At 44.7% G+C, this 22,413-nt stretch carries 18 protein-coding genes; 4 read left to right on the top strand and 14 right to left on the bottom strand.

What is annotated here, in order from left to right:
• Position 1: 1 nt before the first annotated feature.
• The 5 genes from DYADSP32_RS14165 to DYADSP32_RS14145 form a co-directional block, all read right to left on the bottom strand.
• Positions 2-730, bottom strand: coding sequence for a hypothetical protein (locus DYADSP32_RS14165; protein WP_149242123.1), 729 nt, complete (start codon positions 728-730; stop codon positions 2-4).
• A 52-nt stretch (positions 731-782) separates the two neighbouring features.
• Entirely contained in the window at positions 783-1,445 is a 663-nt protein-coding gene (locus DYADSP32_RS14160; protein ID WP_149242124.1) for a hypothetical protein, read from the bottom strand.
• 4 nt (positions 1,446-1,449) lie between these two features.
• Positions 1,450-2,208: a hypothetical protein gene (locus DYADSP32_RS14155; protein ID WP_149242125.1), complete on the bottom strand. Its 759-nt coding sequence runs from the start codon at positions 2,206-2,208 to the stop codon at positions 1,450-1,452.
• 120 nt (positions 2,209-2,328) lie between these two features.
• Positions 2,329-3,612 (bottom strand): hypothetical protein, encoded by a 1,284-nt coding sequence (locus DYADSP32_RS14150; RefSeq protein WP_149242126.1) that lies wholly within the window; start codon positions 3,610-3,612, stop codon positions 2,329-2,331.
• Between the two features lie 218 nt (positions 3,613-3,830).
• Positions 3,831-4,202 (bottom strand): DoxX family protein, encoded by a 372-nt coding sequence (locus DYADSP32_RS14145; RefSeq protein ID WP_149242127.1) that lies wholly within the window; start codon positions 4,200-4,202, stop codon positions 3,831-3,833.
• Between the two features lie 321 nt (positions 4,203-4,523).
• Between DYADSP32_RS14145 and DYADSP32_RS14140 the strand changes: the two genes are divergently transcribed.
• Positions 4,524-5,741, top strand: coding sequence for a DegT/DnrJ/EryC1/StrS family aminotransferase (locus tag DYADSP32_RS14140; RefSeq protein WP_149242128.1), 1,218 nt, complete (start codon positions 4,524-4,526; stop codon positions 5,739-5,741).
• 116 nt (positions 5,742-5,857) lie between these two features.
• Positions 5,858-7,324, top strand: a complete 1,467-nt coding sequence (locus DYADSP32_RS14135) for a TlpA family protein disulfide reductase (RefSeq protein WP_414617765.1) — start codon at positions 5,858-5,860, stop codon at positions 7,322-7,324.
• A gap of 81 nt (positions 7,325-7,405) precedes the next feature.
• Here DYADSP32_RS14135 and DYADSP32_RS14130 read toward each other — a convergent pair whose 3' ends face one another.
• From DYADSP32_RS14130 to DYADSP32_RS14090, 9 genes are all read right to left on the bottom strand, one after another.
• Complete coding sequence (locus tag DYADSP32_RS14130) at positions 7,406-7,837, bottom strand: DUF3592 domain-containing protein (RefSeq protein ID WP_149242130.1); 432 nt, start codon at positions 7,835-7,837, stop codon at positions 7,406-7,408.
• A 176-nt stretch (positions 7,838-8,013) separates the two neighbouring features.
• Positions 8,014-8,544, bottom strand: a complete 531-nt coding sequence (locus DYADSP32_RS14125; protein WP_149242131.1) for a DUF4468 domain-containing protein — start codon at positions 8,542-8,544, stop codon at positions 8,014-8,016.
• Positions 8,545-8,755: 211 nt separating this feature from the next.
• Positions 8,756-8,956 carry a hypothetical protein gene (locus tag DYADSP32_RS14120; protein ID WP_149242132.1) on the bottom strand — a complete coding sequence of 67 codons (201 nt, stop codon included), beginning with the start codon at positions 8,954-8,956 and terminating at the stop codon, positions 8,756-8,758.
• A 225-nt stretch (positions 8,957-9,181) separates the two neighbouring features.
• Positions 9,182-9,640 carry a DUF1569 domain-containing protein gene (locus DYADSP32_RS14115; protein ID WP_149242133.1) on the bottom strand — a complete coding sequence of 153 codons (459 nt, stop codon included), beginning with the start codon at positions 9,638-9,640 and terminating at the stop codon, positions 9,182-9,184.
• Between the two features lie 108 nt (positions 9,641-9,748).
• Positions 9,749-10,171, bottom strand: a complete 423-nt coding sequence (locus DYADSP32_RS14110; RefSeq protein ID WP_149242134.1) for a DUF1801 domain-containing protein — start codon at positions 10,169-10,171, stop codon at positions 9,749-9,751.
• A gap of 55 nt (positions 10,172-10,226) precedes the next feature.
• Positions 10,227-10,571, bottom strand: a complete 345-nt coding sequence (locus DYADSP32_RS14105) for a DUF1801 domain-containing protein (RefSeq protein WP_149242135.1) — start codon at positions 10,569-10,571, stop codon at positions 10,227-10,229.
• Between the two features lie 100 nt (positions 10,572-10,671).
• Complete coding sequence (locus tag DYADSP32_RS14100) at positions 10,672-11,013, bottom strand: HepT-like ribonuclease domain-containing protein (RefSeq protein WP_149242136.1); 342 nt, start codon at positions 11,011-11,013, stop codon at positions 10,672-10,674.
• Positions 11,006-11,587 (bottom strand): nucleotidyltransferase domain-containing protein, encoded by a 582-nt coding sequence (locus DYADSP32_RS14095; protein WP_149242137.1) that lies wholly within the window; start codon positions 11,585-11,587, stop codon positions 11,006-11,008. Before DYADSP32_RS14095 ends, DYADSP32_RS14100 begins: the two co-directional genes overlap by 8 nt.
• Positions 11,588-11,669: 82 nt before the next feature.
• Positions 11,670-17,729, bottom strand: a complete 6,060-nt coding sequence (locus DYADSP32_RS14090; protein ID WP_149242138.1) for an alpha-2-macroglobulin family protein — start codon at positions 17,727-17,729, stop codon at positions 11,670-11,672.
• Positions 17,730-18,129: 400 nt separating this feature from the next.
• On the opposite strand from DYADSP32_RS14090, the gene DYADSP32_RS14085 reads away from it, so the two are divergent.
• Both DYADSP32_RS14085 and DYADSP32_RS14080 read left to right on the top strand, forming a co-directional pair.
• Positions 18,130-19,182, top strand: a complete 1,053-nt coding sequence (locus DYADSP32_RS14085; RefSeq protein WP_149242139.1) for an efflux RND transporter periplasmic adaptor subunit — start codon at positions 18,130-18,132, stop codon at positions 19,180-19,182.
• 67 nt (positions 19,183-19,249) lie between these two features.
• The gene (locus tag DYADSP32_RS14080) at positions 19,250-22,363 is read left to right on the top strand and encodes an efflux RND transporter permease subunit (protein WP_149242140.1); all 3,114 of its coding nucleotides are present in this window, start codon (positions 19,250-19,252) and stop codon (positions 22,361-22,363) included.
• The last annotated feature ends 50 nt before the right edge of the window (positions 22,364-22,413 follow it).

Genomic DNA, 22,413 nt, shown 5'->3' with positions numbered 1-22,413 from the left:
ATCAAAAGTTTACAACCAAGGATAACGAAACGTCGCGTGAGTGGTAATTGCATTGTGGACTTAAAAACAGATTGATTGAGGACGCCTTCCGGTTTGAAATTTCATTGTCTACTAGCTGCGCTCTGCTTTTGTATTTCTTAAAAGAAAACAATCCCGAAGTGCCTAATCCAACACCCGACCCAGCCCCTAATATCATCAGCATACTCCCAATACGCCTGTTTCCCTGATTTATGTAAGTGCCTCCTGCGACTGATTCTTTGGCATTGATGAATATATGAGTTCCTGCGGCTGCCATGACAGTACTAAGTGCTCCCATTGTAATGGCCATAACTTTATTTGATCGTGCTTTGGCATCATAGAAATTCTTGGCCTTTATTAATTCAGGAGCTTTCCTTGCCGCCATATTCTCTGTGAAGTCCCTGTCCAGCCAGGGGCCTGACGGATATTTGGGTGGAGACTGGGTTGTTTTCTTTACTGGCCGTTTTAAGAGACTGAAATCCTCTGTATTCCCATTTTTGTAGATTATCTTACTGACGTCCGAGGTGAGAACCTGAAATACCGGTCCCTGTGCGTATGATTGTTTTTTGTACCTGATTACCTCAGTAGTCACCCGCACTATCTCACATTCTATCGAAACAGAATCATACCTGACGATAAGATCATGGTCAAGTGATTGTCCCCAAGCATGAGAAAAAGCAAGAAGGAGTACCAGGAGGAAAGGTAGTGCCATGTCAGATAAGCGAAAAGATATTTTATTCCAATAAAAACTCATATAACAGCATTCAATACCCTCCATTTTTCCTCCTCTCCAGCTCCATTTTGATGAAATTGACCTTTTTCCGAGCTTTACCTCCTGTAATGGCGAGGGGAATGGTAAAGGAGGTAACACAGACTCCAGACACAAAATAGCCTGCAGCGTCGGAATCGAAGAGTTTGGAGATTCCGGTAACAAACAATGTTGGGCCTACAATGGCCGTGATGACACCTAGTGGTGTGGTGGTTGCGGCCTGTTCGCGATACCGTTTTTGTTGGTCCAACAATTTTTCTACGGGCCATCCCGTGATTTCCCGTTGAAAGGGGTGAGAGGCGACCCATGCGTAGCGTTGGTTGCTTCTCTCCTCCATGGACGGATAATAGTTTAAAGAAGGGTGTGATTTGAATTCTTCAGTTTCTCCGTTGCCATACACGACTTTTTTGACTTTCGTCTTTGCGATCAGATGAACAACCGTCGTGTCGCCGCTAAGCGTTTTGTATTTAATGTCCCGGATATCCACTTCTGCAATTTTGACTACAAGTGTATCTTTTGCCGTTGTGAACAGCGAGTCGGCACCTCTTTGCTGGGCCGTGCAGGTCAAAGAGGTGCATAGAGCCACCACAGAACACAGGCAAAGTTGGTACAAAAACCTGGTTACATCAGCGTTTAGAAGTAAGGATAGAACGCCCATATCCTTAAAAACGAAGTGAAAAGGACAGTGATACATTTCTGGTACCAGGGTCGAAAGTAGGTTGGATGCCGAGCTGTCCCAATTTTTCCTTACGAATTATCAATTCGTCACTGACAAGTTTTGCCTTCCGACGGTATACTGCTGTCCTGATTAACCCTATTGTTCCGACCGTGGTGCCCGCAACGAGACCGGCGACAATCAACCCTGTACCAAGTTGTTTTTTTTCATAGTCTTCATAATAGTAGCCATTGGCGTTTTTAATTTCCTTAGCTCCGCTGACTAGTATAATTCCTGCAATTGTTGCCGCTGCCCCTATCGATCCAGCAACAATTGCGGCGGTCCGGCTTGCCTTGGCTTTTGAATTATAAAAGGTGTAGGCACTTTTGAGGTCTTCTGACCGCCAGGGTTTCAGATCATCCGTGAATCCGTTCTGAATCCAGGGGTTCATGGGATATAGTATCACATTTCCCGGGCTGCCGGGACGGGGAGGCTGTATTTTGAAAGTCTCGGTTTCTCCATTGCCATACATCACCCTGGCAATGTCCGATTTAAGGACATGAAATACCGGCCCCTGGGGGTCGCTGGCTTTTTTGTATTGAATAACCTGATCGCCCACCGTTAGAATGACTCCTTCGATAAGAGAGCTGTCCCTTTTGACAATTCGGTCGTTTTTGCGCGACTGGGCGGAGACGTCTCCGATTGTAAGGCTGCATAGAATAAACACTTGCAAAAGCCTGTGGAAGAGATAGTTTGTCATTTTCATTTCCGGAAGAAGCGTTTGAGATAGGGTGTAATATAACGGGTCTCAATGGATATTCACAGCCGTTGAGTGTAAATCAGCGCTCTGAAATTTTGGGACCTGCGTGTAATTACAATAAAAACCTTACTCAAACCTCACCCGGGACATACTGATTTCGCCGTGAGAACTTACAGCCACGGCCGTGAAAAGCGCTATAATGGCAAGAATAAATAGCAGATTGATTGCCCAGCGGCTCACGTTTATACCCCGGTTGCTAAAATCCATATCCTGTTTTTTAAGCAGGAACGCAATGGCTATCAGGTTGATGATATACAAGTATTGCTCCACACGGTATAAACTCATAAACGCACATGTGATCAACAGGCTGTAAATGGTATAGAATCCAAGATTGAAAAGGAAAAAGAGTTTAAGGGATTCAAAGTCTAAGGTGAGTTCCTTTACTTTTTTACTAAAATAAAACTTGTAAAATGTGCCAGCGCAGAAAATCATAATGATCAGTAACGCCACCCATTGGACGTAGCGTGTTATAGTCAGTGCGTCGGCGCCTGGGCTGATTTCTTCAATCGTTTTTAAGATGCGTTCCGTGCCAAACGACTGGTCCCAGACAATGAATGGAATGATCAGCGTCAAAATGATTATGGGTGCAATGAGTCTATTTCTGACGATCGTTTCAGCAGACTTTTCCCAAGGAGATGTGAAAGTGCCATAGGCCATTCCAATGGCTCCAAAAAAGCCAATGGAATATTCCATTACATTCCAGAAGTTGAATTTTATTCCAGACACATTGCCCAGCACCTGCAGGAAATTGCCGAAAGCAAACCCGAAACCTCCTCCAAGCCCTGCGAAAACAGCCACACGCATGGCCGAGTACTGTTTGTTTCGGATCATATACCAAAACATGGCGACCGTCATGCCAAAGCAAGCTGCCCAGGCTTCGGAGCGAGGCGGTGTCATGAGCCAGCCAAGCAAGTCAATGAGTATATGGTAAAAAATCATTGCACCCACGGCCATTTCTACGATGAGCTGGTGCCATTTAACTGGTTTTTCAGGCTTGTCGGCCAACACCAGACCAAATAATCCACCCCCCAGTAAGCCAAACAGACTCCCGATGATAAATAGCATAGTCAATCCATAATAGACGTTGCCGAAGTCGGTTCCTCTCCCGTAGCCCACCACCTGGCCGTAGCTGATGATGCCTCCAACTCCCCAGCCCGCCGCCGAAGCGAGCGTAAGCTGAAATGCCTTTTGATACCAATCTTTCCGTCCTGACAAGAGTACTATACTCAATCCGCCGATTCCTCCCGCCCAGGCAGCACCCTGTTCATGACCGAATTGCCCCCGGATAGCCCAGGCCGTTGCCAGAGACATGCCAGCGATAAGAAGCGTGATAAGCGTTTTTTGATTCATATTTAGGGTAGATTTGGGTAGACGTTTTTTTCAGGATGTAAGCGTGTGCTGAGGATTTCTATTTGCTAAATACTCCTGATATTTCAAATTGGGCTACCTGGGGATCGCTTAGCAACGAGGTGTTTTCTATCAATACCGACGGCTATGCTGATCATTTTGGTTCCGAACTAAAAAGCCCCGCCAGAATATGCTGACAGGGCGAGAGGCTACCTTTCATTTTACAGCTTTATCGCTTCTGTTTTGTGATAGTATATGTAGGAAACCACTAATATCAGCAATACCACGGCGGGTAAAATCAGATTGACGGTAAAACCATCCACCGCCCAATTACTGATAAATGCGGAAATAGAGGTTATTGCTAGCCCGGCATACGCCCATTCTTTTACCCGGGCCGGTATCAGGGGGAGTATAATCGCCAGGGCGCCCAGGACCTTGAAAATATTTAATTCGATCCTGAAATAATCGGGATAGCCAAGATGCCTGATGCCCTCCTTAGCCAGCTCGGTGTGCCCGGTTAAGGCGGGCATTACACCCTCAAAGAGGAAAATAAATCCTGTCGCAATCCAAAAAATTGTTTTGTCCCTTCTCATGTGGGGTTCTGGTTTAAGATGTTAGCAAAATTACAGGGTTGTTTTTCGATTGGTGAATCGAATTGCGGTTACAATAGAGGTCTATTACACCACGTACACACAGACAAGTGTCGGGTCCCGGAACCGGACATTTCCCTGTAAAATTTACAACGTTTATTAGAAACGATCGACATATTACTTTGAACTGGTGTACGGAGCTTCATTTGGCTCTATTCCGAAATGGGGGAGCTGCCTTCATTTGGAGTTGAAGTTTAGGAACCGTTGATAGCCTGAATGCCACAGGCTGAAGTATTACGGAATGAACATTTTTTCTGAACTGAGATGAGTACGCAATTAGCAATAAACGGAGGGCCCAAAAGTGTAAACAAACAATTCCCGTGGCCGGTTTTTGATCAACAGGAAGTAGATGCAGTGGCAGAGGTGGTGGCGAGTGGTAAGTGGGGTAATCCTGATTGCGGCGATCTGGTTGAAAAATTTGAAAAAGAATTTGCCACTTATTGTGGAAGTAAATATGCCATTACCTGCGTAAATGGATCTGTATCCTTGCGTTTGGCGCTAATTGCCTGTGGTGTAAAGCCAGGCGACGAAATCATTGTGCCACCATATACTTTTATTACCACCGCGTCGTCCGTGATTGAGTGTAATTGTGTTCCTGTGTTTGTAGATATAGATCCTGAGACTTATAACATGGATCCTTCACAGATAGAGGCAGCGATCACGGAACGGACTAAGGCTATTATTCCTGTTCATTTCGGAGGGCTGGCATGTGATATGGAAGCAATTATGGCGATCGCAAAAAAACACGGATTGAGGGTTATTGAAGACGCTGCCCATGCACATGGTGCGGAGTATAAGGGGAAAAAGTTGGGCTCTATTGGAGATGTAGGCAGCTTCAGTTTTCAATCTTCCAAAAATCTCACTTCCGGCGAGGGTGGAATTGTGGTTACGGATGATGACGAACTGTATGCCATGATGCACTCGCTGAGGAATGTGGGCAGGATCGAAGGCGGGCAATGGTACGATCATTACAATCCTGGCTGCAATTATCGCATCACTCAGATGCAGGCGGTGTTGCTTTCTCATCAATTGAAAAGACTGGAAAGTCAGACGAAACGCAGGAATGAAAATGGAATATTTTTGAACGAATTATTGAAAGATATCGAAGGCATTACCCCGTTGTCAAGAAATGAGGATATCACCTTACATTGCTACCACATTTATATTTTCAAATACGATTCCACTAAGTTTGCCGGACTGAGTAAAGATCGTTTTGCCGAAATGCTGGTGGCGGAAGGTGTGCCCAGTTTCAGAGGCTATCCTCACCCATTGTACAAACAGCCGCTTTTTCAAAATCAGAACTTCATGTGTTACGCCATTCCCGAAACAGCCGACTACAGTCAGGTATTCCTGCCGGTAGCCGAGCAGGCCTGCAGCACTGAAGCGGTATGGATTCTGCAGCATGCTATGTTGGGTGAAAAGGAGGATATGGAAGCGTTTGCCAGTGCAATTGTAAAAATACAGCAGGCGCAAAGCTTATAAATGAATGGGTGCCGACCATTGTGCAGGGATATGCGATGCTTTTGTTTCTGGACAAACTAAATAGTCCCATGGTTACGTTAGCTTTACAAAATGAACTCCAAAAGCTGACGCAGGCTATGAAACTGTCCCTCTCAATTGTTGCGCTGATTATGATCTCCACCCTGTCGTTTGCTCAAAAAGCGAGCGTCACAGAGCCGTTTATCATTCAGGGGCAACTCACCAATTTCTCAGGCAATGAGTTAATGTTCTTTTTTAGAGACCCGCAAAAGGGACTTAAAGATCACACCATTGAAACCGTGAAAGTGGACAGCACCGGAAAATTTTACTTAAAAACGTACGCCATCACCCGGCCAACGATGGCGACTCTGCGAAAAAATGAATTATCTGTCAATGTGTATGCTGCTCCCGGTTATAACCTCACGCTCACCGGTGATGTTAAGGACATGCTGCAATTTATGTTGCAGAAGAAAATTTCGGGAGTCGGTGCGCAAAGCAATCAGTATTTGTGTGCTCAGGATGTGGCGATGTACGCTTACAGAGATTCGGTATCCTGGTATGAAATGAAAGAAAGGGAGTTGTTGAAATTCATAAAAAAGGATAAGCGTCTGCGTGATTCGCTTTTCGTTCAGGCTTTTGGGAATACTAATGTCAATGATAAGTGGCTAAAGGATTTTGCCCGGATCACCCGGTTGGATAATGAATTCCTGCATGCGTATTATCTGCTCAATCTGGTAACACACGATTCTACATATGACCATGTCCGTGCAGCTTCATTTCTGGCTGCCAATACCGATAAGAAGCTTTGGGTGAATCTGTATAGCCCCGAAAATCTGGTGTCGGAAAATTACATAAGCTGGTTTATGGGTACCTATCCTGAATACCTGAGAAAGCAGGCCATCAGCAAGAACCCTTCCTACAAGGATGACAAGCAGGATATTGAGCTTATAAGAGAAATGGCAACCCACTACAAAGGCCAGATCAGGGAGATTAAGCTTTATACAAAGATGAAAGGTGTTATCACTTATTGCAGGTCCTTCGAGGAAATGGAAGGCTACAAGAACAAAATGCCCAGATACATCGCTTTGCTAAAAAGTAGTACAGACCAGGCAGAGCTTACTCAATCTTTAATTGATAAGGAAACGGAATTAATGAGGGCTAGAATAGGGAAACCTGCTCCATTGTTTGAAGCAGCGGACAGTACTGGTGTGGTTCACAACCTGAGCGACTATAAAGGCAAAGTAGTGTATCTGGATCTTTGGGCGAGCTGGTGCGGGCCATGCCGTGCCGAAGCACCTTATTTTAAAGAGCTCACCGAAAAATACAAGGGCACCAGCGACATTGCCTTTATAAGTGTGGCGGTAATGGATAAGCAAGATAAGTGGAGAGGTGCTTTGATCAAAGATCAACCCAGCGGATTGCAGCTTTATGATACGGAGGGGTTGGTTCAGCAGCGCTATTTTGCCAGCTCAATACCCAAATTTATACTGATAAATAAAAAGGGTGAGATTGTCAGTTTCGATGCGCCGCCGCCTAGTAACCGAGCTGCCCTGGAGACATTGCTTGACAAGGAATTGAGCTATTGATCCGGGATGGTCTCTGGGTGCCGGTGTCACAAAGAGTGCTTTGACTAATTGATACACTTTCGGTTTAAAATCGGCTTCGAATCATTGGAAAAGCCATTGCCACACATTTCTGAGAGAACTACCAATTTCCCATACGGATAGAAGCAGGAAAATGAGACCCATCCCGCCAAACACATATACCATCAGTTTTTCCTCTTCTAAAATTACCTCGTCAGGATTATTGGGGTCGTAGTGCAGGGTAACCTCCTGCCCAATCGTATATTCGGGAGGGTTTCGGCCAACGGAGCTGTGCCAGACATGCTCTTTCCCGGAATGCGTGTAAAACTTTACCGAAGGGGCTACCGGATACGCTAAACGTTTTATCCGGTGCATGCCGATCACAACGCCCTTTGTCTCGATTCCATTCGCAATCAGAGCCTCCCCGCTGCGATAAAGGTGGAATGAAATTCCGCAAAACGTTAGCCCGACTGAAAAGAATAGGATTATAAAAAAGTCTCCTGCCGATAATTTCATTCGCTTCCACCCGCATGGGCGATTAATTCAGTAGCTGATAACGGAAATTTTTGTGATCCGGAACCTGGTGTTGACGCGTTTAGGACAAAGGCTGGCAATCCCATCCAGGGGCGCTTCGCCTGATCGTGTGTAAAGCGTAGCGGGTCCTGTGATTCGGGAGATGGTCAAACCGCTCGTCAGAACGATTTGTAATCCTTAACGTGCCGTTTCAATTCCTCCATTTTGGTCTTCAATAGCCTGTCCATCTCGGTTTGAAACTGTTTGGTAGCCGCTTCGCTTTGTAAGCGGAAGTTGTCAAATGGTATACTTTTTCCACTTCCTCCCTGTAAAACTTCGATATGAGAGATCGACGACCTGTACTTCCTGTTCGCGCATTCTATGGTGAGCACGCAGCTGACCGTATACACTCCACCTGAGAAGCTCTCATTGCGAGGTAGTGCAACGTTGAACGTTGTGTAAGAAACGAGGTCACCGGTCTCTTTGTCATTTAGGAGCAATTTGTCATTGGGCACTGATTGAAGAATCCATAATCGGGCCCGCCTGAAAACGTCCAGCTGAGTAACGCTCCCGCAGTCTACAACTTCGGAATAGACGGTTTTTTCATCCGGGGTTTGTATGGGAATTACAAGTGCATTTGTTGGTTTGGGACTCGCCACGGCTATGACGCCCAAGCAACATAAGGATATCAGAGGGATTAATTGATTCATCGCTGACTTTCAATTGAAATTTAAACAAGGAATGATTTATCGGTTCTTTCTGGTCTATAAATTGCTTGGTAAGCGTTATCTGAAGTAAATTTTTGAAGGCCTTGGTTTGTATTGTCGGACTGAAGTTTCTATTTAACTTAAAAAATGGCAATCTAATTATGGCAGAATGAAACGCGGCATTTTTTAAGCAGCAACTCCATGGCTTTTTCCTTTATTTTTTTGCCCAGATAAATCCAATCACAAAGCCAATGATCAGTCCAATTGGCCCCCACACGAAAATACTCGTCATGCTGGCTTCTACACTCTTGTCTTGCCGGTTGCTGGATAGTAAGCCTACGAGATAATAACTTGAAACAGCAAAAATCAGATAACCGGCGATCGAAAAAGCAAGTGCGATCAGAAAGGTTTTCATTCGCGGATAAAATTTAGGAGCACGTTGTTACACTTCAAAAGTAAAAAGAATGGGCTCCCCAGGTATACGACAGTTATTGAGCGGTACGACGCTTTATTAATCGGTAGAAATATGCATTTTTCGTGATTAAATTGTGGGCGTGAAAAAAAAGCAGCCCACAACAATGGGCGCATTTGGTTCGTGTACAGATGGTTATAAGAACGGGGCTATAACAGTTTTCTATGGCTACACGCCAAACTGAGTCAAGTGGTGATCCAGGTGTTTGTAGAACATATTATTCCATTCTGTTTTAGAGAGGGGGCCAAAAGAAAGAGATTCTTTGCCATCGAAATAATCTTCACCCAATAAGTGGGTTTTATTGATGTAAGCGATAAGTCGAGTTTTTTCGACCACAAAATCCCGCGACCCTTTTATCAAAAATGCAGGGGCTGTCTGGGAGTTGCGTTTGTATGGCGCTTCTCCTACCACCACATTTTTTACAAAAGCTTTTAAAATCAAACGCATGAAAAAATTGGGCTTGGGATGAATGTTATCATAGGCCATTTCGTAGGTCACATTGAGATGCGCCAACATCTGATCCACACTCATTTTGCCCCAGGAGGGACGGGTATCAGGTGTCAGCGCATTGATCCTGTGGATGGTTTTATCCGCAATGCTTCTGGTGAAAATGTTGGGTAGTGTCATGATTATCAGGGTTTAATGTTTTGGAATGGTAATTATAGTGCCAGGGTGCGAGCATTCAATATTTGATTAGGACCAAGGCATGGAATTTGATATCTACCTGGGTGTAAATTATTGTAAGGGGTATCGGTTTTTTAGATACGTAACGGACAACGCAATCATTTCTTTGAAAACGGACAGGTCTACGTCATCCAGTTTTTTGATATAGATGCAGGCTTTGGCCGCTTTGTGCTTGCCTAATTTTTCCAAAAGACTTTCCTTTTTCTCAAAATCAGAAGCAAGGTACAGAGAAATGGTGTCTTTTCGGGGAGAGAATCCAACAAGCGGAGCGTCGCCTTCGTGGCCGCTCTCATACCTGTAATGATAAGATCCAAAGCCAACAATGCTCGGACCCCACATTTTCGGTTGAAAGCCTGTTACTTCTGTCATAATTTCAGTAATGCGCTTGCTATCTGCCCGCTTTTTTTCATCCGGAACTGATGCTATAAAATCGTCAACGATCACTTCAGTTTCCGCTGTTTTGTTTTTCGCCATTTGTGTAAGTTATTTTGGTGGGAATCAGAAAACGTGGCCTCATGACATTTTAGCCTTATAATGTGGCAGATGTCTGGGTCAAAAGGGTTGATAATTGCGCATAATCCACCTCCATGCCTTCGGTGATCGTAGCAATTTTTCGTTCCGGGCTGGATGCGGCCTTGAGGAATCCCTTGATCTCGGCAATTTCAAGCGCATTAAAAAGCATAAAGGAAACCTTATCCTTAGCAGCTGTCACCACACAGGCATAATGGCCGTTTTTGAGATAATGTGGCTTTCCGTATTGTAGCCGCTCCTGGATATCGGGAATGGTTTCATAGATCATTTTGCGAAGTTTCTCGCAAACGGTGATCTGCCATGGTGGTAACTTTTGAATGTAATTGGTTACGTCCTGGTTCATGGTTTGTGTTTTTTAATGTTTTATGTCCCATGGCAAATGCATGTTTGGAACAATCGAGGATTGAATTGCAAATTTTGCAGAAAATATTGGACTGGAAAAGTTAGCCAATTTCTTCACCCAGGATCAACCTGATATTCATTTCTAACGCGTCAAGATTCTGCGCAGCATAAAATACTCTTTCCATTTTTACACCATGATATTCATGTATAATGAAATTTCTGAATGATCTTGGAATGTGCCAGGGATAATCATACCTTTCCAGAATGGCGCCATCCAAATGCCTGATAGCTTCCCCAATAACCAAAAACTGATATTGTACGGCACTCTGGATTTTGGAATCCGTTACGAACGTGGCTTCGTCAACATTTTCAATAAACTCCCGGATCAGCAGAATCGAAGTCAGAATGTGCTCTGCTCTTTCCTTTGTGCCAGGCTTATCCATATATTTTAATCAGATCGTTTATAGCAGTCTTATTGGCGAAGTCTTTTAAGTAGCCCTTTTCAACTAAGTCCACCTTCTTACCTATTTTCTTTTCTATCAAAATGGAAATATCGATAAGATCGAAAATTGAGTATTTTTTGTTGGTTTTTAGCTCGATCATAATGTCCACGTCACTGTTTGACTTTTGCTCCTGGCGTGCGAATGACCCAAACAGCCACGCTGCGGATACTCGTCCATCCGTCTGAAAAAACGATTGTATGGATTGAATGATCATGGATGCCGGTGTAGGCAGGTAGGCTACTTTTTCTTCTGCAAGCTGCATGGCAGACTGGGACATCTCTTCGCCGCTTGATGCATAGACCGCCTCATCGGTAAGCCATGAGGTCAAAAGTGTATTTTCGTCTACCCGGAACAACGCTGCAAACCTGGATATTTGCTCGCGAGAGGCTTTCCGCTGGCCGTGCTCGATCTTCCTCAACAGAGCTATATCCAACTGAAGATCAGACGCGACTGTTCTCAAAGACAGTGCTCTCTCAACCCTTAACCGTCTCAAAATTTCACCTGAACTTTCCATAGTCCATTCTGTTTGACAATTCTTGTCAAATCTAGCTAATGTATGCCAAATGAGCAATTTAAGGTTTCTATTTTGCCAGTGTTCACTTTTTGTCAGAAACAACCTTCACCCGTACACCCTCACTATGTGCCGTAAACTCCGGCGCGTACATGCATTGGATCGTGGTGATCCCATTGCTGAAATCGCCGGCATGGGTTACAAATAATGGGTATTCAAATACGTAGGTTCCTTTCCTTAAATAATTGAAAAAGAAATTGGTACTTGCGTCTTTTGTGCTTTGGTAATAACCCAGGCCGTCCTGCCATTTATATTCGCTGAGCACATTCACCGGTTCTAGGGAAGACGCCCGCATATCTTTCATGTGTACATACTCCATTTCTCTGTCGACACGAAGTACGATACGCACTTTTATTTTAGCCCCGATGGCCAGCTCGTCGTCTTCGTTGACAGGAGTGAGCACGGGTCCTTTGTCGGAATTGGTTTCTATAAACAGCTTTTTTTCAAGCTTCAGAGGCGTTTCGGCAAAGGTGATTTTATCAAGATCCTCAAAATACTGCCAGTAAACAGCACCCCAGCTTGTTGCAACTTTCCCTTTATCCGCCGTTGTAATATGCACTTTGATATCACCCATTGCGGCAGTTATATCTTCTCCTTCAATGGTTTTTTTGAAATAACCTGTGCCAGCCTGCTGCTTTACATCACTTGATTTCAGGGTTGTGCTGCCGAGGTTGATGGTTGTTGCCGGGTTAGCCGACAGCCATGCGGTTCCCTGCAAAAGCAGTGCGTAACATGCTTCAGCGGTAGCTTTGGTGCTTTCCCAGCGATTGGTTTGTTTGTTTTTCAAAAGCCAGGTTCGGAGATCGTCCACGGTTTTAGTGTCGCTTCCCGCTTCCTGAAATGCTTCGATCAGCAGCGCTTGTCTTTCGATCGGATTCTCGTGCCACCACCAGCTTTGCGCGCTTTTCCAGTACATGCCCAATTCTTCATGACGCACAGCGGTTTCGGTCAGCGATTTTAGGATTGCTTTTGGTGTAACCAGATCTTTGGCGCGGTGTGAAGCGAGCGCAATCATGCCCTGCATGTATTTGTTTTGCGAAGTCCAGGTTTTTCGTGAACGATCTGTGAAATAATCAAAGGCTTTTTGCGAAGCAGTCTCTATTTTTTGATCCTTAAAAAAGCTGCGCATGTACAGATACTGGACAACCATGGCGTTGGGTGTGTATTTGTTCAGATCCGTCTTTTGTCTGGTCAGTTCATCATAATCCTGTCTGACTTTTTTGTCCAGATAGGGGATGGCTGTTTTCAGGATATTGTTCAATGCTTCTGCCTGATCGGGCGCTATTGCCTTTAATTTTTGCAAATGCCCTATGCCGGAAACAATGTACTGTGTCATGTAGCGATCATCAGGACCGCCTTTGAACCACACGAAGCCGCCATTCGGACTTTGCATCTGTGTCAGTTTTTCCAGGCTTGCTCCCATCTCGCGGCCCATTCTGACCAGATCGAACAGCATACCCACATTCCGTTTCTGTTCGGCTTCCGATTTTGCGGCGAGCACCCACGGAGTTTCTTCCAGCAAAACCGATTTGAGCTCCTGGTTTTTTTGCAGGTTGCTCATCAACACAGTGGTATCCTCTGTCCGCCAGGTTTCAAATACTTTGGCGATCCTTGGTGAACTGTTTGCGATACTTGCCGCCAGCGCATTGGCATAATATCGGTTCCAGGTTTGTTCCGCGCAGTCGTATGGGTATTCCATCAGGTAGGGGAGGGACTGAATAGCGTACCAGGCCGGGTTGCTGGTGTACTCCACAGTAAGCGACTGATTGGTAAGTGTGGTTGATTTGGCTGACTGGATCAACTTTTCAAATTTGAACGACTTCGTTCCGGTTCCACGCATGCTGAGTGGAAGGGTTTCAGTCACAAGCATTCTGTTCGGCAGTACGGGTAATGTGTTTTCTTCCCCATCTGAAACAGCACCGGCTTTTGCCACAATGCGCCAGGTGATCGTTTTAGCAAAGTTTTTGGGTACTTCCAGTTTGAATTTTACGGCCGTGCTTTGTCTGGCTAAAACTTTGAAAGGCAATTCCTTCACCGTATTCTTAAACAGATCATCAAGGGGTTTATTCGTCTCGGTATCAAATAGCTGAAACGTTACATTTCCATTCAAATCCCTATCCGTCAGGTTGGCGATTTTGGCACTGAAATCGATCTGATCGCCTTCCCGTAAGAAACGCGGCGCACTGGGCTGAACCATCAGATCTTTTTGGGTTACAATTTCTTTGGTGCTGTAACCGAAGGCCAGCTCTTTTGTATGCGCCAGTGCCTGGAATTTCCAGCGGGTCAGCGCTTCCGGCATGGTAAACGAAAATTCGATTTCTCCGTTTTCATTTGTGTGAAGATCGGGTATGAAGAAGGCGGTTTCGTTGAAGTTGGTGCGTATTTGGGGTTTAGAATCCTTGGTCGACTCAAATTGAGTTTCTTCAGGTACTTCTTCGTCCTTTTTGATTTCGTAATTGACATTGGCCTTTTTTGCGCTAACGCTAGCATTTTTTTCCTCGTCTGGCGCAGCTTGGACAACGGAGCCTTTGGATGGTGCCAGGCCTGCAACTCGCCCATTTAAAGCTCTACTTATTCCGGCAAGGATTGAAATTTCTTTCAATACGTCGTATTGCTTTTTATAGGATTTGTAGGGTGCAGCCGCGTCGTAACGCATCTCCGCATATTTATAACCAAAACTTACGTTTCCATTCCAATAATTTCTGGAATAGAATACGGGCCACAGGTTTGGTTTTGACCAGTTGTGCGGATAAAACTGATCCAGCGAAGCGTCGTACATGCTCGCCAGCATCTCAGATGCGACTTTTTCTTTCTTATAACCGGTGATTTTCACCTTCCATTTTTCCCGACTTCCCGGAAGCGTTTTGTCACGAAAGGTGGCATACTCTATCTTAAGGTCTTTGTTAGTCCAGGGAACTTCTATGACTTCGGCATGGCGGAATACCCGGTTGTGCTTTACAAACATATACCGGACGCTGTATCCACCCCGGTCGGCTTCTGTTGCCGAATATTGAAGAATTTGCTTTTCCCGATTTAAAGGGAAAAAAGAAAAAGTTTCTGAGATTTTTGCGGCCTTGCCTTTTGTCACTTCGTTAACCACAAAAAGATTATCAGCGGAGGAGCCTATTTTAATCGCCGTTTTTTCGCCGGGCTCAATTGGTTTGCTCGCTTCTGTCCATAAATATTGCGGACGGGTCAGCTTTGGAGACTGGTCGGTTAGCTCTGCGTAGCTGATCAGTTTTACTTCCTGGCCGTTTTTGTCTTTTGTTGTAATTTCTATTTCGTAATAGCCTGGAAGGAAAGGTTTAGTATTTTTCAGTTCAAATTTTTGACCAGCCTTAACAGCACCACTTTTTTCAAAAACCAAAGATTCCTTTTCCCAGGTTTTGTAATCCGTTTCACTATCATATTCGTCGTTCGGGAAGTTTTTGATGAAATCTTCTTTGGACATCACAAACTGATCGGGTCTTTCCCAATAACGTGGGCGTATAAGCCGCTGTTCCGCTTTTAGCATGGCGATTTTAATGACAACGCTGGCTGGCTCGAACTCTCCATTGGTGTTCTCAGAGCGTATGGCAAGTGACTTCAGGCTGTCAGCAGGCATTGACTTGGGAATATCAAGTTTCAATAAGATGGATTTGTAACTCACCGAAACGGATTTTTCTCCACTGCGCGTTTCTCCATTGGCATCTGTGACGTCCGCGTAAACCACGAAGTCGAAAATTGGCTCTGTTTTTTTGTTGATTTTAAGGTCCGGAATGGCCATAAATTTGACCTTGAACTTGCCATCCTTGTCGGTGACGGTTTCGCCGTGCGTAATTTCCATCGGTGCCGTTTGTGGAAACCAGCCTTTGTAAAACCAGGGATAAATAAATCGGGGCGTTCTTATAACGCGATACTTTACAGTAGCGCCGTCTATGGCATTTCCCGCGTAAGCCACGGCATTTCCCGAAATCTGGATTTCGTCATTGACGTTATATGGCTTTTTGACGGGTTCGTATTCTACATAGAACTTAGGTCTCTTGTATTCTTCTACGCGAAATGTTACCATGCTCTTGTTATCAGCAACGAGGGTAAACACACCATTGAGAACACCCTGAGGCAGCTGGAATTTGCCGGAAAATGTGCCATATTCATTAGCCGACAGGACGATTTTGCTCACATCTTCTCTGTTTGCATTTTTTAGCACCAAGTTGATCTTTTGGTCTGGTCGGTTTAAAACCTGATTTTGGTATGTGGCGATACCCTTGAAAAAAACAGTCTGTCCAGGCCGGTAAATGCTTCTGTCGGAGAATAGGAAAATTTTGACCTCCGGTTTGCCGTCGTTCTCATTTTTGTAATAGTATTGAGACAATGGATCCTCCTGGAAAAGCTTGTCGCCTTTGTGCGATATTTCCAGGAGATAATTTTTTGAAAAAACTTCCGTCTTATCGATTTCCTTTTTGAAATAGCCATTCTTGTCTGTCGTATACAGCGTATCCTTTGTTTTGATGTAACGAGATGTTTTATAATCATACCGTTGATCCCACACTTGAACTTTTGCTCCTGCGAGTGGCTGGCCAGTGGAACGGTTTAGGATGAAGAAATGATTTTCTGGATTTAAGTAACTGATATTTGAGACATAAAACAGCCGTGCACCGATAATCACGTTTGCATCCCTGAAATTTTCTCCGGTTGAAGCTATCAGAAAATATTCACCGACGGGTAAACCATCGACCTTAATCTCTGCGCTGTGTTTTTGAAAATCTCGCGTTTCCGGAAGGCTCTGCTGCCAGGTACGGATAGGAGTTGCAGCCAAAACATTTGCCCTGAAACTGTTATCCATTACATTTTTTAACTCCTTCTTAATACCTTCAGTTGCTTTAATCAATCTCAAATGTAATTGGGTCATATTGGCATAGTTCACTAAAACCCTGAATGGTAGTTCGGGTATGTTCACCGTTTCGACAGAGAATTGAAGAGACCGTTTCTGTATGGTATTACGTAGGTTGCCAGCATTGACACCCCCTTCTGTATCCGGGTTTTCTTTGATGATTTTTTCACAAATCTCTTTTGCTTTGAGTCTTTCGAAGCGGGTGGTTGTATCTGCGTTTGGGTCATACTGGCCGGCCTTTTGTTCGTGCCATTCCGCAATTAAATACCAGGCTTGCGCCACTGCAGGCGTTGAAGCATATTGATCTGCCAAATGATAAACCGCCTGATAATACAATTGGTCCGCATCCGGATGAACCGATTTGCTTTTGACAAACTGTAGTCTGTGAATATCGGCATCGATCAAGGCATCGGGCTGCTGGTCGGCACTATGAAACGCGATGAGTTTTTGGTAAATGAGCAAAGCCTTGTATTCAAGGGCAGAGGTATCCTTTGTCTCAAATTTGCGATGGATAAAGTCGGCTGCCGGGTCGAAGGCCGAGGCCGTATTTATTTCAAATGCGTAGGATGGTTTCTGGATATTATGCTCATCGGAGGAAAAATACCCCAGTGCCCTGAACGAAAGCAGATCGAAGAGGGTAGGGCGAAGCTTACGCGTATTACCTTTTGTAATGATGGCGTCGAAAGGTTCAAGTTTCGTTTGTTGCAGCAGTTTTTCTTCCTGAATCGAAAACAGATATAATTCACTGATTTTACGATGAAAATCTTTTATGCCCCACGTAGCGATATCATCCTTTTTGAAGTCGGCAGTTTGCGTGCGCTGAAACAATACCCAACGTTGTTGCTGGTAATAATTGTAATAAGCTTCGGCCAGAATGCTGGTGAGAATGGATCTGGCGGGCTGTTTGCTTTCGGTAATTTCTTTTTCAAGCTCCCGGATCGATTGCAATTCGTTGTCTTCCCTGTTCTCGTTTTGGAGATCAATCGAGTATAGCAATGCTTTGATGATCTGTGCGTCCTGCTGGTCGTTCTTTGCCAGTTTATAAAGCTTCTTCACTTCTTCCAGGGCCGATTTGGGCAGTCCCTGACTGATATGTCCGTCGATAACATTCCATTGTGCATCATAAGTTTTAACTGTGCTTTGGCTAAATGCGCTCATATTGAACAATGTCAGGAAAATACAAATGACCGGTAGGAAAGAAATTGATTTCATGAATTTGACTGATGAATGAATATCCTGTTGCAAATCTACAACGTAATGTTATATAAAAAACTTATATATTAAAAGCCGTGCGTGTGTGATTTTTTTGGTTTGCTTTTAGGTCAATGATTATTAAAATCGGCCGTTATACTATGAAATTAAAAAACCGTTTACAGGATAGCCTGCCTAAGCTTCGTCTGAGAATGAGATGAGTCTGGGGATAGTGATTTGAATATAAAATTGGGTGAATATTTAACCTATGCAACGGACATTTTAACAATAATTTAACTAATCAAAATAGTATATAAGTTGCTTTTAGGCGCTTTGTACAACATATCGTATATTTAAATATTAAGTTAAAGAAATATAATAGATACGTTTTCAAATAGTACAGAATTTACTTTTAGGCTTTATGCGGACAGTACTGGTCGTAGGTGTGATAATAGTTGCCCTCGTGTTGGGAAAGATTTTTTTATTTGCAAAACCTGATAAAGGAAAGGGAGGGAAGTCGTCGGGTAAATCATCCGCCTCCGCGGTCATTCCGGTAAATGTATACGTGATATCCAAAGAAACCATCAACAACCAAATCTTTGCATCGGGCACGATCATGCCGAATGAAGAAGTTGATCTGAAATCGGAGGGAACCGGGAGGCTGATCAAGCTTGATATTCAGGAGGGGGCTACCGTTACAAAAGGGCAGTTGATTGGTAAGATCAATGACCGTGAGCTAAAAGCACAGCTTCAAAAGGTTATTTACAATCAGGATCTTGCAAAAAAGATAGAGGCGCGCCAGAAAAAACTCTTGAACGTGGAAGCGATCAATCTGGAAGACTACGATGTCACGACCACCAATATTCAGGTTTTGGATGCAGAAAGAGAAGTGATAGAGACCCAGATCGCCAGGACTGAGATCAGAGCGCCGTTTACCGGAAAAATCGGTTTGAAAAATATTAGTGAAGGGGCCTATCTCGTTCCAGGAACGTCTGTTGTGACGATTGTGCAGAGCAATCCGGTAAAAATAGATTTTACTGTCCCCGAAAAATATTCCTCCAGCATTCGCCCGGGTAATTCGATTGGATTCAGCCTTGACGGTGACGGAACCGATCATTGGGCAAAAGTGATTGCTGTTGAACCCAAGGTAGATGAGGCACTCAGGACACTGAAAATACGGGCCATGGCTCAAAACCCCGGAGGAAGATTTGTCCCCGGCATGTTCGTTAAAGTGGAAGTGAGCCTTTCGGCCACCGACAATGCCATCATGATTCCCACCGAAGCCATTGTGCCGGTACTTAAGGGTAAAAAGGTTTATGTAGTGAAAAATGGAAAAGCCGAAGAAAAAATGGTGGTTACTGGCCTGAGAACCGATAAAAAAATTCAGATCATTGATGGCATTCAGCTCGGAGATTCCTTGATCACCTCCGGTATCATCGCACTTAGGTCGGGAATCTCCGTCAAGGTAAATTGATACGGCTGGAAGGAACTTTTCAAAAGAGGTCAATTCTGGCCTCCTCAATTTCTTTAAAAACTTATTAATGAGCATATCAACACTTTCCATTAAACGACCGGTTCTGGCCATTGTGATGAACCTGCTCATCATTCTTTTTGGTTTCCTGGGTTACCGATTTCTGGGCATGCGGGAGTTTCCTTCTATTGATCCGCCTGTGGTTTCCATACGCACCAGTTATGCTGGTGCCAATGCGGATATCATCGAATCGCAGATTACAGAGCCTCTCGAAAAACAACTGAATAGTATTGAGGGTATCAAATCGATCAATTCGACGAGTAGCCAGGGAACGAGCCAGATCACCGTCGAATTTGATATCGGTGTGGATATGGAACGGGCTGCGAACGATGTTCGTGACAAGGTGGGAGCCGCTTCAAGGACCTTGCCGCTGGATATTGACGGCCCTCCGGTGGTAGCCAAGGCGGATGCAAACTCGGAACCCATCATCGTGTTGACATTCAAAAGTGATACGCGTTCACATCTGGAGGTAAGCGACTATGCCGAAAATGTCATTGCCCAACGCCTTCAGACTATTGAAGGTGTGAGCGAAATCCGCATTTTCGGGCAGAAAAGATATGCGATGCGGATTTGGATGGATCCTGTGAAAATGGCCTCATTGGGTATTACCACACAAGATGTAAAAACAGCTCTCGATAAGGAAAACGTAGAATTGCCCAGCGGTAAGCTTGCAGGAGATAATACCGAACTGATTGTGAAAACCATTGGGCGGTTCCGAACGGAAGAAGATTTCAATGAAATGATCGTCAAAAATGCCACGACGCAAACCATTCATCTGAAAGACATTGGATATGCAACCCTGGGCCCCGAAAATGAAGAGACCGTTCTGAGGCTTGACAATGTGCCGATGATCGGTTTGGCTATTTCGCCCATGCCAGGAGCAAATTACATCAATATTGCGGAGGAGGTAAATAAGCGAATGGCGGACATCATCAAAGAACTGCCCAAAGATTACAAACTGGATACGCTGATCGACAACACGATTTTTGTAAAACGTTCGATCGAGGAAGTTGGAGAAACATTGCTTATCGCTATCGTGCTGGTTGTAATCATTATTTATCTCTTTTTCAGGGACTGGCTTATTGCCTTCCGGCCGTTGATTGATATTCCCGTTTCTTTGATTGGGACGTTTTTTGTGATGTATGTCATGGGCTTTTCAATCAATGTCCTTACCCTGCTGGCCATTGTGCTGGCTACGGGGCTGGTCGTCGATGATGGTATTGTAGTCACAGAGAATATATTCAAAAAGATTGAGCAGGGGATGAAGCCTGTGGAGGCGGCCATTAAGGGGGCAAATGAAATTATTTTTGCAGTTCTTTCTACTTCCATCACGCTGGCCTCTGTGTTCCTTCCGGTTATTTTTATGCAGGGTTTTGTGGGTAAACTATTCAGAGAATTCGGAATAGTAATATCGGCAGCAGTACTTATTTCTGCATTCGTTTCCCTTACGCTCACACCCATGCTGAATGCTTATCTGGTTCGCAAGACGCATAAAAAAAGCTGGTTTTATGAAAAAACGGAGCCGTTTTACGAAAGGTTGACCAATAATTACGGAAGCGCACTCGCCGGTTTTCTAAAAATTCGCTGGGTGGCTTTCCCACTTATCGCCATGACAGTGGGTATGATCTGGTTTTTTGGTAAGGACCTGCAGTCGGAACTGGCGCCGTTGGATGACCGGAATTGGTTCAGGATCAATATGACCGCGCCGGAAGGTTCGTCATTTGAATTTACGGATCGTTATGTGAAACAGGTTAGTGACATGCTAACCGACTCCATGCCCGGCAAAAAGGGCCTTATGCTCATAACATCTCCGGGTAATTCCGGGTTGGGTGCGGCAAATACCGGCACTGGACGCATTGCGCTGGTAGATAAGTCGGAGCGGAAGGAAACGCAGGAAGAAATTGCCGACTATATCAATCAGAAGTTAAAACAAATGCCTGACGCAAAGTCGTTTGTTGTGCAACAGCAGACGATCTCAGTTGATTCAAGGGGTGGATTGCCTGTACAGTATGTCATTCAAGCGCCCGATTTTGAAAAGTTGAGAGCATACCTTCCGCAGTTTATGGAAGAAGTATCCAGCGACCCAACCTTTGCCATAACGGATGTGAACCTTAAATTCAGTAAGCCCGAATTACAGATATCAATAGACCGGGAAAAGGCAAAGTCGCTCGGCGTGACCGTGCAGGATGTAGCCCAGACCATGCAGCTCGCCTTTGCCGGGCAACGTTTCGGGTATTTTACCATGAACGGACGCCAATATCAGGTTATCGGGCAGTACGACCGTATCAACCGGGATGAGCCTCTGGATCTCAAAAGTATGTTTGTCAAAACGGCATCGGGAACTTCGGTACAGCTGGATAATATCGTTAAAACCGAAGAAGAGAGTAGTCCTCCTCAGTTGTTTCATTACAACCGCTATATGAGCGCCACGGTTCAGGCCGCACTTGCTCCCGGAAAAACAATAGGCGATGGAATAGCAGCGATGGATCGTATCCGGGATAAATTGAAAGATGAGTCTATCCAAACCTCGCTTAGCGGATCGTCCCGTGATTATGCCGAAAGTTCTTCCAATACAATGTTCTCATTTTTACTGGCGTTGGTGCTTATCTATTTCATCCTCGCGGCACAGTTTGAGAGTTTTATTGATCCGTTGATTATTATGATCACGGTGCCCCTGGCGATTGGTGGTGCTGTATTTTCGCTATGGTATTTCAATCAGACCCTGAACATTTTCAGTCAGATCGGCATGATCATGCTGATCGGACTCGTAACCAAAAATGGTATTCTCATTGTGGAGTTTGCCAATCAGCTCAGGGAGACGGGTTTGGGGATAAAGGAAGCAGTGCTGGAGGCAGCCACATTACGTTTCAGGCCCATTTTGATGACCAGCCTCGCTACGGTTCTTGGTGCCTTGCCTATTGCTATGGCACTTGGTTCGGCCGGGAGAAGCCGTATGTCCATGGGGATTGTCATTATGGGAGGGTTGTTGTTCTCACTGGTATTGACGCTTTATGTGATTCCGGCCATGTACACATTCTTGTCCCGCCCCAAGAATTATGAAAAGATGAAGATGATCGAGAAGATTGAGAGGGAAAGTTTGTACGAAGCCGAGCATCAATCATAACCACAAAAAAAGCCTGATAAATTTCCTTTCGGAATGCTATCAGGCTTTTT

The organism is Dyadobacter sp. 32 (genome assembly GCF_902506755.1).
Taxonomy (GTDB): domain Bacteria; phylum Bacteroidota; class Bacteroidia; order Cytophagales; family Spirosomataceae; genus Dyadobacter.
This window is presented reverse-complemented; position numbering and strand designations above follow the sequence as displayed.

Coding starts and splice junctions, on each gene's coding strand:
- DYADSP32_RS14165 (WP_149242123.1), bottom strand. CDS start 730: ATGGCACTACCTTTCCTCCTGGTACTCCTTCTTGCTTTTTCTCATGCT.
- DYADSP32_RS14160 (WP_149242124.1), bottom strand. CDS start 1,445: ATGGGCGTTCTATCCTTACTTCTAAACGCTGATGTAACCAGGTTTTTG.
- DYADSP32_RS14155 (WP_149242125.1), bottom strand. CDS start 2,208: ATGAAAATGACAAACTATCTCTTCCACAGGCTTTTGCAAGTGTTTATT.
- DYADSP32_RS14150 (WP_149242126.1), bottom strand. CDS start 3,612: ATGAATCAAAAAACGCTTATCACGCTTCTTATCGCTGGCATGTCTCTG.
- DYADSP32_RS14145 (WP_149242127.1), bottom strand. CDS start 4,202: ATGAGAAGGGACAAAACAATTTTTTGGATTGCGACAGGATTTATTTTC.
- DYADSP32_RS14140 (WP_149242128.1), top strand. CDS start 4,524: ATGAGTACGCAATTAGCAATAAACGGAGGGCCCAAAAGTGTAAACAAA.
- DYADSP32_RS14135 (WP_414617765.1), top strand. CDS start 5,858: ATGAAACTGTCCCTCTCAATTGTTGCGCTGATTATGATCTCCACCCTG.
- DYADSP32_RS14130 (WP_149242130.1), bottom strand. CDS start 7,837: ATGAAATTATCGGCAGGAGACTTTTTTATAATCCTATTCTTTTCAGTC.
- DYADSP32_RS14125 (WP_149242131.1), bottom strand. CDS start 8,544: ATGAATCAATTAATCCCTCTGATATCCTTATGTTGCTTGGGCGTCATA.
- DYADSP32_RS14120 (WP_149242132.1), bottom strand. CDS start 8,956: ATGAAAACCTTTCTGATCGCACTTGCTTTTTCGATCGCCGGTTATCTG.
- DYADSP32_RS14115 (WP_149242133.1), bottom strand. CDS start 9,640: ATGACACTACCCAACATTTTCACCAGAAGCATTGCGGATAAAACCATC.
- DYADSP32_RS14110 (WP_149242134.1), bottom strand. CDS start 10,171: ATGGCGAAAAACAAAACAGCGGAAACTGAAGTGATCGTTGACGATTTT.
- DYADSP32_RS14105 (WP_149242135.1), bottom strand. CDS start 10,571: ATGAACCAGGACGTAACCAATTACATTCAAAAGTTACCACCATGGCAG.
- DYADSP32_RS14100 (WP_149242136.1), bottom strand. CDS start 11,013: ATGGATAAGCCTGGCACAAAGGAAAGAGCAGAGCACATTCTGACTTCG.
- DYADSP32_RS14095 (WP_149242137.1), bottom strand. CDS start 11,587: ATGGAAAGTTCAGGTGAAATTTTGAGACGGTTAAGGGTTGAGAGAGCA.
- DYADSP32_RS14090 (WP_149242138.1), bottom strand. CDS start 17,729: ATGAAATCAATTTCTTTCCTACCGGTCATTTGTATTTTCCTGACATTG.
- DYADSP32_RS14085 (WP_149242139.1), top strand. CDS start 18,130: ATGCGGACAGTACTGGTCGTAGGTGTGATAATAGTTGCCCTCGTGTTG.
- DYADSP32_RS14080 (WP_149242140.1), top strand. CDS start 19,250: ATGAGCATATCAACACTTTCCATTAAACGACCGGTTCTGGCCATTGTG.